We start from the raw sequence: 14,098 nt of genomic DNA, 5'->3' as shown, positions 1-14,098 counted from the left end.
TCTCCTAAGCCTTTATATTTAATATTTTTTCCATTATATATAAACATCCTCTAAACCCAACAAATGGAGTATATGGATATATGTTTATCTTCTCTAGGTTTGGATTACTAACTTGTAAATCCAGTTTTGAATTATGAACCATATCTAAGCTTGGCCCATCTCCTAAAAGCATTAATAATTCTTTATCTTTTAAATACTTCATTCTATCTAACTCCGAGGTACTTATTAAAACATCTTCATCTTCACAATTAGTCTTATAAAGAATTTCTTTTCTATCAACATTAAATCCAAACTCATTTAACATATCACTAATTCCAATAACTGTATCATAATCCCCAAACACAGCACAGTCTTTAGTTTTATCATAGAAATAAAACTTTCTCTTTATACTAAACATGTTCTTCTTAACAAAATTAATTTCTTCATTGTATCTTACTTCATTTAATATATACCCATCAATTGCTTTTATAGACTCTATAAATTTAATAGTATTTTTCAAACCATATAAATTCTTATAAATATAGGGAATGTTATATTTTTCTTTCATATACTCAGCAGCTTTTAAAGCTTCTTTTCTAATAACTATATTTAATGATGCTTTTGAAGCTTCTTCAATTTCATCTATACTTGTATTAGCTGTAAAAGTTGTATTTAATTTTTTATCAAATAAATTATTCATAATTCTTTCAACTTCTTTTACATCAGATAAATAATTATACTTATCAATATTAGCCCCTAATATGTTGTACTTATTTATATCGATATTGTTATCCTTTACAATCTCACAAGCTAATAACTCTAGAGCATACTCTACTCCAGTATTATAATCATCTTTTAAACCTCCAGTAGTTATTGGAATTAACTTTGCATTTGTCAAATCTTTTAAAGTATCACACACACTTATTATGTCAGCTCCGATAATAGATGATATTGATGATGCCATGACAAATATATACTTAGGTGAAATATTTTTATCAATTTCTAATATAGCTTTTTCAAGTCTTTCATACTTTCCAAAAGTAACATCACTTTGGTCCATATGTGTAGAATATACTTTTGCTTCATCTTCTCCATTTAGACTTCCTATACCTTCAATTGCATAGTGAGTTGTCCCAGCTGGTCCAAACTCTACAATACAAGCATCTTTTATAGAAGATAGTGTCCAAATTATACCCATTCTATCATTTGCTACAGGAAAATACTTATAAGCCTCCATGCATCATCCCTCCTTTGTGTTCTTTTTTCATTTCAAATAGTTTTATTAAATCCTTCATCATACCTATTGGTAGTTCATATCCAATTTTTTGTGCATGAGAATCTAGAGTTATCTGCATAAGTCCTTTTTCTTTAAGTAGCATAGGATTTTCATGTCCTATATAAATATTTGCTCCTATTGTATCGTATAAATGTCTTAGTGGAGCAATATTTGCTATTCTACTTATATATGGATTGTGACCTTTTTTGATTAAATTATCTTTAAAGATCTTATCTTGTTCATATAATTCTCTAACTTGAACAAATACAGGTATTGCTCCTAAATCACTTAAAAAATCTACTGTTTCAAAAGCCATCATTGGAGTATTTCCATATATTAATTTCTTATCTTTTAAAATTCCACTTAAAGTTAAGAACAGCTCATCATATATTTTTCTTTCTTTTTCTAATTTTTCATTTAAGTTTATTCCTAATATTTCACTTAGCTTTTCATAGTTTTTAAATATTATTTCTTTGTTCATATGCTTATCAAAGTATATATAATCTATATCAAACTTATTTTTCATATATTCAGCTAAAGCTAGTGCTATCATATCAGTCACTATATTTAACTTTGCACTTGTAGCATTTTTTATATCTTCTATATCACACTTAGATGGTATAACTGTATTTATTTTTATCCCTTGATCTTTTAGTAATTTAACTAATTCAGTTTTTTCAACTTCACTTTGTCTATGACCTAATATGTTTATACCTTCTTTTAAATCCGATTTTTTCATAGCACTTCCTAATGATTTTAAAGCCCTAGTCATTCCCGGAATATGTGAATTACATTTAAAATGTTCTGTATTTACTACAAATATTGGTATATCAACTTCTTCACTTAAACTGTACTCAATAGATGAATAGTCTTCTCCTATAAGTTCTGGAACACAAGTTGTAACTATCATTATTGCATCTGGATTTTCTATTTCTATAATTTGCTTTATAGCTTTTTCAACCTTTTTCTGTGCTCCAAATACTACATCTTTTTCTTTAAGTGCTATTGAATATACACTATCCTTACCCTTTTGCCTATGATATGCAAAGTTTTTAGTGTAATATGTACATTCACTAGTTCCAACTACTACTAGTGGCATATTTTTTATATAACTTGCTGTAAGTGCTACCCCAAACAATGGACAGTGTGTCCCTGGAAATATTGCATGGGATAAAGATTTTATATCTTTATCATCATTTATTTCATCTAATTTATTTAAAACGTCTAAACTATACATATTTATTCCTTTCCCTAAGCGACTTTTATTGTTTGAATAGGATGTATTCTTGGTTTATTAGAGATCGGATCATTATCTATATCACAATCTATGTTATATACCTTTTTAATAATTTCTTTATTTATTATCTCTTTTGGACATCCATCAGAAACAATTTCCCCACTTTTCATAATAATAAGTCTATCGCTATACTTACTTGCTTGATTTAGTTCATGAAGTACCATAACTATAGTGATATTAAGTCTTTCATTTATTTCTCTTACTAATTCCATAAGCTCAAGTTGATAAGATATATCCAAATATGTAGTTGGCTCATCTAGTAAAAGAACATCTGGTTTTTGACAAAGGGCTTGAGCTATGTATGCCCTTTGTCTCTCCCCTCCTGATAATGAACTTATAGGAGTGTTTTTATATCTTGTTAATCCTGTATTTTCTATTGCCCAATTAACTAATTCTTCATCTGATTTACTTTTACTTTCATACCATTTTTTATGAGGTATTCTACCAAAATAAACTAGTTCTTCAACAGTTAAGTCTCCTGGTGCATCATTGTGTTGTGACAATAAACACATCTTTTGAGATATAGCTTTGTTTTTTAAACTTTTTATATTTTCACTTTGTATATATATATCACCACTTACTGGTTTTATCATCCTAGATAAACTTTTAAGTAGTGTAGATTTTCCACATCCATTAGGTCCTATTATAGATACTACTTCTCCTTTTTTAATATTTAGGCTTAGGTTTTCAATTATTATTTTTTCTTCGTATCCAACTTTTAAATTCTTACAACTAATCATTAAAAGTTACCTCTCTTTCTTAATAGATATAAAAAGAATGGACCTCCTACTATAGACATTATTACCCCAACTGGTATTTCCACTGCTCCGCCTATAGTTCTACCTAAAGTATCTGCAACTAAAAGCACCATACTTCCCAATATAATACTAAATGGGATAGTAAATTTATGGTCACTTCCCATTAACATTCTTGAAATATGAGGTACTATAAGTCCCACAAAACTTATAACTCCAACTACTGCTGTTGAAGTTGCCGCTAAAAATACTGCAACTACTGATATTAACAGTCTTGTTAAATTAACATTAAATCCTAAATTTGTAGCTGCATCATCACCTAATTGTAATACATTTGCACTTCTTATAAGTAGTAATGATACTATAAGCCCTACGATTGAATATACAAATAACATTTCAACATCTGCCCAAGTTTTAGTAGCCAAGCTACCATTTAACCAAAGCATAGCACTTTGGATTCTATCACTATACATAGTTGATAAATATGATATTACCCCTCCTAATATAGTGTTTATAGCAACCCCTGCTAGAACTATTCTTCCTGGCTTTAACCCATTTTTATAAGCCATTAAAAATACCAACATACAAGCTATAGCCCCTCCTATAAAAGCAGCTATAGGTAATATACTTGTAAATTGAGGTGCAACTAGTAGTATAATAATTGCTGCAACACTAGCTCCAGTGGAAACCCCAGTTATCCCAGGGTCCGCCAATGGATTTTTCATAACTGACTGAAGTAAAATACCACTTACAGCTAAGTTTGCTCCAACTAATACAGCCAGTATATTTCTTGGTAATCTCATTTTATAAACTATGGTAGTTACCATTTTATTATCATCATTAATAAGTGCACTGATAATTTCTCCAAAGCTTAAATTTACACTTCCAACAGTAGTTAATAAAACTAAGAGTACAATCAATAATATTAATGATATTCCTATTGTTAAGTACTTTTTATTAAGTTTCATAATTATTTACCGTAGAATGTTTCTCCAAGAGTTTTTATAGCTTCTTTAACTTGTAAGTTAGCAGATACGTTAAAAATACTTGGGTCTAAGTCTATTACTTTGTTGTTTTTTACAGCGTCTAATTCTTTATATGCTGGGTTTTTATCAAATGCTGAATCAAAAGCTTTTTTAGTTTGTTCTATTTCACCATGAGCAAATCTTAATATATAATCTGGATCTTGTTCTAATATTTGTTCTAAACTAAATTGTATATATGGAGATTTTACACTTGTATCTAAATTATTAGTTATATTCTTAGCTCCAACAGTTTTAACTAAGTCTCCTAAGTAAGAACTTTCAGTAGCTAACATGAAGTTTTCTCCTCCACCAAATATTATTGCTACTTTAGGTGCTTCTCCTTTTTTATTTTTAACAGCTTCTTTTTCTACATCTTTTAATTCATTTATAACTTTTGTAGCTTCTTTTTCTTGACCAATTTTAGCTCCAAGTTTTTCTATACTAGTTAAAAAGTTTGTGTATGTACTTGTGTCAAAGTAGAAAGTATCTAAATCATACTTTTTCATACTTTCTTCAACTTTTTCTTTAAACATATTATCCATAACAAATACATCTGGTTCTAATGATGCTACTATTTCTAAATCAGGACTCATTGCCTGCCCAACTTCTGGAAGCCCCTTTAATTTTTCTGGTAATGTCATTTTAGTAGTAGGAACTCCTACAACATTTGCATCTAATTTATCTAAAACTTGAGCCCCAGATACTGTTGCCGCTACAACACTAGGCTTTTTTTCTGTAGTTTCTTCCTTTTGGCTTTTACCACTAGTTGATTGGCATCCTGTTAAAAATAATGCAGATACCATAAATACTGATGCTAACTTTCTAAATTTCATAATATTTTCCTCCATAGACTTTCATTTTATTTTATTTGTTTTATTATTTTTGATTTATTATTTTTCTAGCTAGTTCTAAATAAACATTTGCCATTTCACACTCTTTATCTTTTTCTATAACAGTCTTTCCATCATTTTCTGATATTTGAACCATTCTTTCTCTTGGTACATAATGAAATACTTCACTATTTATTTCATTTGCTAAAGTTTCAACTAAATCTATTTCATTTTCAACATTTTTAGCATTTAATATAAGACCTTTTAAAGATGCATATCCTCTATTTTTAAATTGGTTTACAGCAGTTGAAATATTACTTGCCGCATACATAGACATCATTTCTCCTGATGTTACTATATAAACATCTTTAGCGTATCCATTTCTTATTGGCATTGAAAACCCACCACATACAACATCTCCAAGTACATCATATATAACTATGTCTGGTTTATAATTTTCAAATGCATTTAATTCTTCTAGCTTTTCAAAAGCAGCTATTATTCCTCTACCTGCACATCCAACTCCTGGTGTTGGTCCTCCTGCCTCTACACAAAGAACCCCATTATATCCTTCAAATACAATATCTTCTAATTTAACGTCATCACCTTTTTTATCCATTACATCTAATACTGTAGGTATGAATTCACCTTTCATTAAGTTTTTAGTAGAATCAGCTTTTGGATCACAACCTATTTGCATAACTTTATAACCTAAGCTTGATAAAGCTGCTGATAAGTTTGATGTAGTAGTAGATTTACCTATTCCACCTTTTCCATATATAGCAATTTTTCTCATTGACTTTCTCCCCGATTTCTTTCATAATATTTATATGTTTATTTGATATTAATTATCATTTACAATTACATTTTATTATCTATTGAATATTATTTCTTTAACTATATTTTTTATTTTTATAAATATATTTGTATTACACGGAGGGTGATTTATGGGAGCATTGGAAAGTATATTATGCGATTTTTACGATTGCTTAAAAATACCGATTCAAATTTTAGATGAAAATCTAAAATTTATAACTAGTAAGGGATACTGTGATAGTTTTTTAGATATGTTTAATGAGTTAGAAGTTATAAATGAAATTAAAAGTGATGTATCATCTACAATAAAACTTAACTATTTTAAAAGTATTCACTTTATAGTAATCCCTGTACTTGGGAAACATAAAAAGAATAATTACTTTATTGTAGGTCCATTTAAAAGCGAAAATACTTTTGATGAAATCGATATGCCTTTTAAACCTTATTCTTGTATAGATTATATATCATCAATGCTAGAAGGTATGATAAAGGATAGAATTTATAAAAAAAATAATTTTAGTTCTTATATAAAAGAGGCTATAGATTTTATACATAGAAATTATTATAATGATATAAATTTAGAAACAGTTTGTAATCATCTTAAATTAAACAAAAGTTATTTTTGCCATATATTTAAAAAAGAAACAGGTTATACTTTTTCTGATTTTTTAAATAGAATAAGAGTTGAAAAAAGTAAGGAATATCTAACTGAAAATAATGATTCTATTTTAGATATAGCTTTATCAGTTGGTTATAACAACCATACCTACTACACTTCTATTTTTAAAAAATATAACGGAGTAACACCTAAAGAATATAGGCAAAAAATATAATATTTCGTATTATATTCTTAATTACGTATATCCTATTTTATAAATACAACAAATGAAAGGATGTATGTTATGAATAAGCCAGTTAATCAAAATGCAAAAAAAGCTTTAAATATGCTTAAAATGGAAATTGCTAATGAACAGGGATATAACTATAATCCAGTTAGTGATAAAATTGAAAGTAATGCTCCTCAAAACACACTAGAAGGAATATCTAAAAATGTTCTCGCTGGAGAACAAGTTGGAGGAGCTATGACTAAATCATTAGTTTCTAAAGGTGAAGAAATTCTTTTACAAATGTATAAAGATAAATAACAAAAAGGGTATCGTATTTCACGATACCCTTTTTCACTAAATGTCTAATTTTTTTGATAGATAAGTCTAGTTGAATAAATTCCGTTATTTGGATTTTTATCTCCCTTAGCAATTTTAAAATAATCATTTTTACCAGGAGTCATAACAAAAACTCCATCTTTAAAATCAGCATTATCAAAATCTATAGTATATGGCATTAAATAACTTTGCCAGTCTGAATAAAAAACGACCTTATCCTTATCCATAAGAATAACTCTATAAACATCATCTGTTTCTGTAATTCTTGCAAACTTATATCCTACTTTATCATATATCTTTTCCCTAGGCGTTTCAGGTTTAAATACATAAGCTTTGTCCCATTTTAAATCACTTATCTTTGATAAACTTATCTTTTCCCCTAACTTTTCACTTACATCATCTATTGCCATCATAACTGCTACCTTGTTATCAAATAATTTTTTATTGGTATTTTTATCCTTATCAAATTGAACAATATCACTAGACTTACTAGCAACTTCCCAGCCATCTTTAGATTTCTCAAGCTTTATATTAATTTTAGACATACACTCTCCATGTTTTCCTGGTTCTGTAACTATAACGTTTTCTCCAGATTTATTCTTATAGTCATGTTGTTTAATCTGAACATGATTATGACCTGCAACTATTGCATCAATACCATCAACATTTTGAGCTAAATTCTGTATTCTATTACCTGGATTTTTAGGTTTCTTTGGCCTTTCTCCAGTGTGTGCTACAGCTACAATAACATCAGCTTTATCTTTTTCCTTCATAACTTTAACCCATTTTTTAGCATCTTCTACTAAATCATTCATATATAGCTCTCCATTGTACTGTTTCTGATCCTTTAACTCCAAAGACTTAGCAGGTACTAATTTGCCATCTACATAATCCTTACTTTCACCAACTTCTTTAATAGTAAGGCCTAATATACCTAACTTTACAGTTCCTTCTGAAGTTTTAATTTCTTTTATAACATAAGGTTTTGTATAACTATCTCCATTTTTTTATAAGTATTTGCGGATAAAACACTTATACCTTGTTTTTCAAAATCATATATAATATTATCTAAATTAGTTTTATCATTAGATACAAATTCGTGATTTCCAAGAGTTACAGTATCAAATCCAGCTTCTTTCATTTCCTTTGCAATAGGTATTTCTCTATGAGTAACTACTCCATTGTTACTATCTTTTCTTCTTTGTTTAAAAAACTTTTCCATGTCTTCAGAAGTCCCAAATTCGCTATCAAAGAAATCTCCTGCATCTACAACTGTTGTATTTTTATCTTTCTTTTTTTCATTTTCTACATATGTAACCATCTCATACGGAATTACACCATGTAAATCACTAGTTGCTAATATATTTATATCTGTTGTTTTTGTAGATGTACACCCTCCTATTAGGAATGTTGATAAACACAATGCCCCAAGTAATGCTTTCTTTTTCATACGTAATATTTTCCCCCAAAATTAATTAATACAAACTTTCAATATACTAAGCTTTTTTTACAAATTAAGCTTTACCTTAATTTTAATATATATCTTATTGATAATTCTACATAAATAGTGAAAAATTTTTACTACTAATTAAATTTTTCTACTGTAATTTAAAATTCTAATATAAAGAAAATAAAGCCATAAATATTTTTAAAAATATTTATGGCTTTATTTTCTTTATACTTTTTATTTTTTTTGATAGATAAGTCTAACTGAATAAATATCATTATATGGATTTTTATCTCCTTTAGATACTTTAAAATAATCATTTTTACCAGGAGTCATAACAAAAACTCCATATTTAAAATTAGCATTATCAAAATCCATAGTATATGGCATTAAATAATTAGTCCAATCTGAATAAAAAACAACCTTGCCCTTATCCATAAGAATAACTCTATAAACATTATCTGTTTCTGTAATTCTTGCAAACTTATATCCTACAATATCATATATCTTTTCTCTAGGCGTCTCAGGTTTAAACACATAAGCTTTATCCCATCTTAAATCATTTGTCTTTGATAAACTTATATTCTCACCTATCTTTTCACTTATGCTCTCTATTCCCATCATAAACTTTACACTATTGTCAAATAACTTTTTATTTATATTCTTACTTTTCTCAAACTGAACAATATCACTAGACTTACTGTCAACTTTCCAACCATCTTTAGATTTTTCAACCTTTAAATTAATTTTAGACATACACTCTCCATGTTTTCCTGGTTCTGTAACTATAACAGTTTCTCCAGATTTATTCTTATAATCATGTTGTTTAATCTCAACATGATTATGACCTGCAACAATTGCATCAATCCCATCGACATTTTGAGCTAAATCCTGTATTCTATTTCCTGGGTTTTTAGGTTTCTTTGGCTTTTCTCCAGTGTGTGCTACAGCTACAATAATATCAGCCTTATCTTTTTCCTTCATAACTTTAACCCATTTTTTAGCATCTTCTACCAAATCATTCATATATAATTTATCTTTAAACCCTGGTTGATCTTTTAATTCTAAAGACTTAGCAGTAACTTTCTTTCCATCTACATAATCTATTTTTTCTCCAACTTCCTTAATAGTAAGGCCTAATATACCTAACTTTACTGTTCCATTTGGAGTTTTAATTTCTTTTATAACATAAGGTTTTATATAACTATCTCCATTTTGTTTATAGATATTTGCTGATAAAACACTTATTCCTTGTTTTTCAAAATCACCGACCATATTGTCTACTTTAGTTTTATTACTACCTACAAATTCATGATTGCCAAGAGTTACAGTTTCAAATCCAGCTTCTTTCATTTCCTTTGCAATAGGTATTTCTCTATGATTAACTAATCCATTATCAATATCTTTTTTTTCTTGCTGAAAATATTTATCCATATCTTCAGAAGTTCCAAATTCACTACCAAGAAAATCTCCAGCATCTACAACTGTTGTATTTTTATCTTTCTTTTTTTCATTTTCAACATATGTAACCATCTCATAAGGAATTACACCATGTAAATCACTAGTTGCAAGTATATTTATATCTGCTGTATTTTTAGATTTACAACCGCCTATTAATAATGTAGATAAACCCAATGCCCAAAGTAATACTTTCTTTCTCATAAATAACATTTTCCCTTCAAAAATAATTAACCCAAAATTTTAGTGCATTAAGCTTTTTTATAAATCAAAGTTTTTTTAAATTTAAATTTATATCTTACTAATAAAACTATATAAGTAATTAAAGAAAGTACTCCAACATAGAAAACTCCATTATAAAAACTTCCAACTCTTAAAACAGGTCTATAATCTATTCCAAGGTCAAGGTATGCTGAACTTCCATTTTTATCTGGAATACCTATGTTTACTCCTCTCATAGCCATAGATTTAGTTTGATTTGAATCATCACTATATCTATAAATAGGTTTTTTCTCAGAAGGCAAAGTAATATTAACAAACCTTATATATTTAAATTTTTTATCTTTTAATATACTTTCAAGTTGCTTTTTATATGTTTCTGGCTTATCTATTTTGTCTTCAATACCTGCTTTGTAAAGTTCTCCACGCAAATCATATCTTAGATACTCTACTTTATCAACTAATCTATCTGAGTAAACCAAAGTTGCAAGACCTACTATTAATGACAGTATAAATATATTTCTAAAAACATTTATAAATCTTTTGTTTAATCTTTCATTATCCTTTTTACTTTCATTAAGAGCCTTATGTAAATCCTTTAACATATCGGCTCCATCATCAAATTGATTTATAGCTTCAAGCTGTGCATCTTCTTTAGAATATCCCTTAGCTATAAATTCATTAGTTGATGCTACTAAATGACCTTTTAACTCTTCCTTTAAATCTTTTACTTCTTGGCTTTTATCATTTGCATACAAAGAATTTAAATATTCATCTATTATTTTCATAACCTATAATCTCCCTTTTAAAAATTCATTCATAATAGTTTGCACAAAGTTCCACTCTTTTGCTTTTATATCCAAGGCTTCTTTCCCTTCATCAGTTATATGATAGTACTTTCTTCTACTACCTCCACCTTGTTCACTTCCCCAATAAGACTTTATAAGTCCTTTAGACTCAAGTCTTTTTAAAGAAACATACATTGTTCCATCTTTAAGTTCAAAAGTGGTTTTTTCTCTAACAGTTTTAGCAATCTCATATCCATAAGAATCTTCTTCATCTAAAATAGCTAAAATTAAAGTATCTATATGACCTTTTAAAACTTCTTTATTTAATTCCATAATGCACCTCCTTTTATATAATACCTCACTATACGATGTAATTACATATTCATAATAAACCATAATACATCGTTATGCAAGGTATATTTTGTAAATTTTTACCAAATATTATATTCTTAACTACTTTATCTAAGTTTATAAAATAAATATAATTTCCTATATTCACCTATAATATTAAGTAATTTCAAATTGTTTATGGAAAATTTTTCCGGGTATAACTCTTACAGTAATCGTTTTATTTTACTATTTTAAATTCCTAAATAAAGCGTTTATAAATCTTAAAGAAAGGGGTTAAATAATGAGTAAACATCTATCAATGGATATTCGTGTTCCAATAGAACCAGATAATCCTTCTATTTGTAGACACGAAGACTTATGTATAAAATGTGGCTCTTGTAGAGATGTTTGTACCGATTATATTGGTGTAAATAAAACTTATTCTCTAGAAAATACAAACGATACTGCAGTTTGTATAAATTGTGGTCAATGTGCAAATGTTTGTCCAGTATCAAGTATTACAGAAGTTTATGATTTTAATAAAGTTCAAGAAGCAATAAATGACAAAAATAAAGTAGTCATCTTTTCAACTTCACCTTCTGTTAGAGTATCGCTTGGGGAAGAATTTGAAATGCCTGATGGAAGTTTTGTTGAAGGAAAAATGGTCGCTCTACTTAGAAAACTAGGTGCAAATTATGTTTTAGATACAAACTTTGCAGCAGACCTTACAATAGCTGAAGAAGCTGCTGAATTAGTAGAGCGCCTTACAACTAAAAATAAACCTCTACCTCAGTTTACTAGTTGTTGCCCTGGATGGGTAAAGTATGCAGAAATTTATCATCCAGATATGTTAAATCATATTTCAAGTACTAAAAGTCCTATAGGTATGCAAGGTCCTACGATAAAAACATATTTTGCAAATAAAATGGGAATAAATCCATCAGATATTGTAAACGTAGCTTTAACACCTTGTACTGCAAAAAAATATGAGATTTTAAGAAATGAAATGAATGCTTCTTCAAAATATCATAATATACCTAATATGCGTGATATGGATTATGTTATAACTACGAGAGAACTAGCAATTTGGGCAAAAGAAAATAATATCGACTTTAAGTCTTTAGTTAATAGTTCCTTTGATAAATTAATGGGAGAGGCTTCTGGCTCAGGTGTAATATTTGGTAATACAGGTGGAGTTATGGAAGCAGCACTTAGAACTGCTTATGCATATATAACAAAGAAAAATCCTCCTGATTTATTTTATGATTTAGAAACCGTAAGAGGTTTGGAAGGTGTTCGTGAAGCTAGTTTTAAGATAAACGACGACACTATAAACATAGCAGTTATATACGGAACTAAACAAGCTTCTGAGTTTATTAAGTACATTAAAAATGTAAATAAAAAATATCACTTTATCGAAGTGATGACTTGCCCTGGTGGATGCATTGGAGGAGGCGGACAACCAAAGGATACTCAATTTAAAGGTGATAAGCTTCGTAAAAAGCGAATTGAAGGACTTTATAAAAGAGATTCTAGTATGGACCTTCGTTTAAGCCATGAAAATGAAGAAATTAAAAAACTTTATGAAGAGTTTTATGGTAAGCCCCTAAGTGAGCTTTCAGAAAAAATGTTACATACATCTTACTTTCATAAAAGTAATTATTTAGGAGGAAAAAATATGAGTACATCAGTTAAATATCGTTGCACAGTATGTGGATACATACATGAAGGAGAACTTCCAGAAGGATTTAAGTGCCCAATTTGTAAAAGTCCAGCATCAGCATTTGTAAAAATAGAAGATGCTAGTCAAACAAATTCTAACTCAAATTCTAAAAATGATAAACAAGAAACTAATAAGTATTCAGGAACTAAAACAGAGCAAAATTTAAAAGAAGCATTAGCAGGCGAATCAATAGCTAGAAATAAATATACTTTCTTTGCAGATGTTGCTAAAAATGAAGGATATGAACAAATTTATCAATTATTCTTAAAAACAGCAGGAAACGAAAGAGAACATGCTAAGTTATGGTTTAAAGAACTTGGATATTTAGGAGATACTAGTGATAATCTTTTACATGGTGCAGAAGGTGAACATTATGAATGGACAGATATGTACGCTAGATTTGCAAAAGATGCAGAAGAAGAAGGTTTCTTTGATTTAGCAGAAAAATTTATAGAAGTTGGTAAAATAGAAAAATCTCATGAAGATAGATATAGAAAACTTCTAAATAATGTACAAATGAAGCAAGTATTTGAAAAATCAGGAGAAACAATGTGGGAATGCCTAAACTGTGGTCATCTTGTAATGGGTAAAAAAGCCCCAGATATATGTCCAGTTTGTAAATATGCACAAGGATTCTTTGAAGTAAGAGCTGAAAACTATTAAAATAATGACACTAATGAATAACTAAGCTTTAATTATTTGATAGTATTATTATTTTAATATATAGTAAATCATAGGTGTTCTAGCAATTTAAATCGTTATTACACCTATTTTTATTATCTTTATATAAAACTTAAGTTTCTAAATTTTTTCTATTTATATAACAAAATTTCAAAATATACATATCTATTAATATTTCCTTTTGATACATTTATACCTTAATTAGATTATAAATACTAATGTTTAGCTAATTTAATATATTTTTCACAAATCTTAAATAGTGCTATAATAAAGGTAACTAATGGAAATTAGTTATTCTTAAATATCTAGGG

General features: G+C 28.2%; 14 protein-coding genes. 3 read left to right on the top strand and 11 right to left on the bottom strand.

The genetic code is table 11. The features are described 5' to 3' along the window. Positions 1–4 precede the first annotated feature (4 nt). From ATCC9714_RS03750 to ATCC9714_RS03725, 6 genes are read right to left on the bottom strand one after another with little or no spacing between them, the layout of a single operon-like run. Entirely contained in the window at positions 5–1,216 is a 1,212-nt protein-coding gene (locus ATCC9714_RS03750) for a nitrogenase component 1 (protein ID WP_057544481.1), read from the bottom strand. Then, the gene (locus ATCC9714_RS03745; RefSeq protein WP_057544480.1) at positions 1,203–2,492 is read right to left on the bottom strand and encodes a nitrogenase component 1; all 1,290 of its coding nucleotides are present in this window, start codon (positions 2,490–2,492) and stop codon (positions 1,203–1,205) included. The genes ATCC9714_RS03750 and ATCC9714_RS03745 overlap by 14 nt, the downstream gene beginning before the upstream one ends. A gap of 14 nt (positions 2,493–2,506) precedes the next feature. Continuing rightward, positions 2,507–3,292, bottom strand: a complete 786-nt coding sequence (locus ATCC9714_RS03740; RefSeq protein WP_057544479.1) for an ABC transporter ATP-binding protein — start codon at positions 3,290–3,292, stop codon at positions 2,507–2,509. Further along, the gene (locus ATCC9714_RS03735; protein ID WP_054630100.1) at positions 3,292–4,275 is read right to left on the bottom strand and encodes a FecCD family ABC transporter permease; all 984 of its coding nucleotides are present in this window, start codon (positions 4,273–4,275) and stop codon (positions 3,292–3,294) included. The genes ATCC9714_RS03740 and ATCC9714_RS03735 overlap by 1 nt, the downstream gene beginning before the upstream one ends. Positions 4,276–4,277: 2 nt before the next feature. After that, the gene (locus ATCC9714_RS03730) at positions 4,278–5,165 is read right to left on the bottom strand and encodes an ABC transporter substrate-binding protein (protein ID WP_057544478.1); all 888 of its coding nucleotides are present in this window, start codon (positions 5,163–5,165) and stop codon (positions 4,278–4,280) included. A 43-nt stretch (positions 5,166–5,208) separates the two neighbouring features. Further along, positions 5,209–5,958, bottom strand: a complete 750-nt coding sequence (locus ATCC9714_RS03725) for a nucleotide-binding protein (RefSeq protein ID WP_021128806.1) — start codon at positions 5,956–5,958, stop codon at positions 5,209–5,211. Between the two features lie 151 nt (positions 5,959–6,109). Between ATCC9714_RS03725 and ATCC9714_RS03720 the strand changes: the two genes are divergently transcribed. Beyond that, positions 6,110–6,811, top strand: a complete 702-nt coding sequence (locus tag ATCC9714_RS03720) for a helix-turn-helix transcriptional regulator (protein ID WP_057544477.1) — start codon at positions 6,110–6,112, stop codon at positions 6,809–6,811. Positions 6,812–6,880: 69 nt separating this feature from the next. Then, positions 6,881–7,123, top strand: a complete 243-nt coding sequence (locus ATCC9714_RS03715) for a small, acid-soluble spore protein, alpha/beta type (RefSeq protein WP_021123147.1) — start codon at positions 6,881–6,883, stop codon at positions 7,121–7,123. A 44-nt stretch (positions 7,124–7,167) separates the two neighbouring features. Here ATCC9714_RS03715 and ATCC9714_RS17515 read toward each other — a convergent pair whose 3' ends face one another. The 5 genes from ATCC9714_RS17515 to ATCC9714_RS03695 all read right to left on the bottom strand — a co-directional run bounded on the left by ATCC9714_RS17515 (position 7,168) and on the right by ATCC9714_RS03695 (position 11,386). Continuing rightward, the gene (locus ATCC9714_RS17515; protein ID WP_244465154.1) at positions 7,168–7,956 is read right to left on the bottom strand and encodes a metallophosphoesterase family protein; all 789 of its coding nucleotides are present in this window, start codon (positions 7,954–7,956) and stop codon (positions 7,168–7,170) included. Between the two features lie 155 nt (positions 7,957–8,111). Further along, complete coding sequence (locus ATCC9714_RS17510) at positions 8,112–8,591, bottom strand: metallophosphoesterase (RefSeq protein WP_021123143.1); 480 nt, start codon at positions 8,589–8,591, stop codon at positions 8,112–8,114. A 234-nt stretch (positions 8,592–8,825) separates the two neighbouring features. After that, positions 8,826–10,250, bottom strand: a complete 1,425-nt coding sequence (locus ATCC9714_RS03705) for a metallophosphoesterase (RefSeq protein WP_057545344.1) — start codon at positions 10,248–10,250, stop codon at positions 8,826–8,828. Positions 10,251–10,297: 47 nt separating this feature from the next. After that, entirely contained in the window at positions 10,298–11,053 is a 756-nt protein-coding gene (locus ATCC9714_RS03700) for a permease prefix domain 1-containing protein (protein WP_057544476.1), read from the bottom strand. 3 nt (positions 11,054–11,056) lie between these two features. Further along, positions 11,057–11,386 carry a PadR family transcriptional regulator gene (locus tag ATCC9714_RS03695; RefSeq protein ID WP_021125126.1) on the bottom strand — a complete coding sequence of 110 codons (330 nt, stop codon included), beginning with the start codon at positions 11,384–11,386 and terminating at the stop codon, positions 11,057–11,059. Positions 11,387–11,684: 298 nt separating this feature from the next. On the opposite strand from ATCC9714_RS03695, the gene rbr reads away from it, so the two are divergent. After that, the gene (rbr, locus tag ATCC9714_RS03690; protein ID WP_057544475.1) at positions 11,685–13,769 is read left to right on the top strand and encodes a rubrerythrin; all 2,085 of its coding nucleotides are present in this window, start codon (positions 11,685–11,687) and stop codon (positions 13,767–13,769) included. Positions 13,770–14,098: the final 329 nt, after the last annotated feature.

The sequence above is a fragment of the Paraclostridium sordellii genome, assembly GCF_000953675.1.
GTDB classification, from domain to species: domain Bacteria; phylum Bacillota; class Clostridia; order Peptostreptococcales; family Peptostreptococcaceae; genus Paraclostridium; species Paraclostridium sordellii.
This window is presented reverse-complemented; position numbering and strand designations above follow the sequence as displayed.

Coding starts and splice junctions, on each gene's coding strand:
- ATCC9714_RS03750 (WP_057544481.1), bottom strand. CDS start 1,216: ATGGAGGCTTATAAGTATTTTCCTGTAGCAAATGATAGAATGGGTATA.
- ATCC9714_RS03745 (WP_057544480.1), bottom strand. CDS start 2,492: ATGTATAGTTTAGACGTTTTAAATAAATTAGATGAAATAAATGATGAT.
- ATCC9714_RS03740 (WP_057544479.1), bottom strand. CDS start 3,292: ATGATTAGTTGTAAGAATTTAAAAGTTGGATACGAAGAAAAAATAATA.
- ATCC9714_RS03735 (WP_054630100.1), bottom strand. CDS start 4,275: ATGAAACTTAATAAAAAGTACTTAACAATAGGAATATCATTAATATTA.
- ATCC9714_RS03730 (WP_057544478.1), bottom strand. CDS start 5,165: ATGAAATTTAGAAAGTTAGCATCAGTATTTATGGTATCTGCATTATTT.
- ATCC9714_RS03725 (WP_021128806.1), bottom strand. CDS start 5,958: ATGAGAAAAATTGCTATATATGGAAAAGGTGGAATAGGTAAATCTACT.
- ATCC9714_RS03720 (WP_057544477.1), top strand. CDS start 6,110: ATGGGAGCATTGGAAAGTATATTATGCGATTTTTACGATTGCTTAAAA.
- ATCC9714_RS03715 (WP_021123147.1), top strand. CDS start 6,881: ATGAATAAGCCAGTTAATCAAAATGCAAAAAAAGCTTTAAATATGCTT.
- ATCC9714_RS17515 (WP_244465154.1), bottom strand. CDS start 7,956: ATGAATGATTTAGTAGAAGATGCTAAAAAATGGGTTAAAGTTATGAAG.
- ATCC9714_RS17510 (WP_021123143.1), bottom strand. CDS start 8,591: ATGAAAAAGAAAGCATTACTTGGGGCATTGTGTTTATCAACATTCCTA.
- ATCC9714_RS03705 (WP_057545344.1), bottom strand. CDS start 10,250: ATGAGAAAGAAAGTATTACTTTGGGCATTGGGTTTATCTACATTATTA.
- ATCC9714_RS03700 (WP_057544476.1), bottom strand. CDS start 11,053: ATGAAAATAATAGATGAATATTTAAATTCTTTGTATGCAAATGATAAA.
- ATCC9714_RS03695 (WP_021125126.1), bottom strand. CDS start 11,386: ATGGAATTAAATAAAGAAGTTTTAAAAGGTCATATAGATACTTTAATT.
- rbr (WP_057544475.1), top strand. CDS start 11,685: ATGAGTAAACATCTATCAATGGATATTCGTGTTCCAATAGAACCAGAT.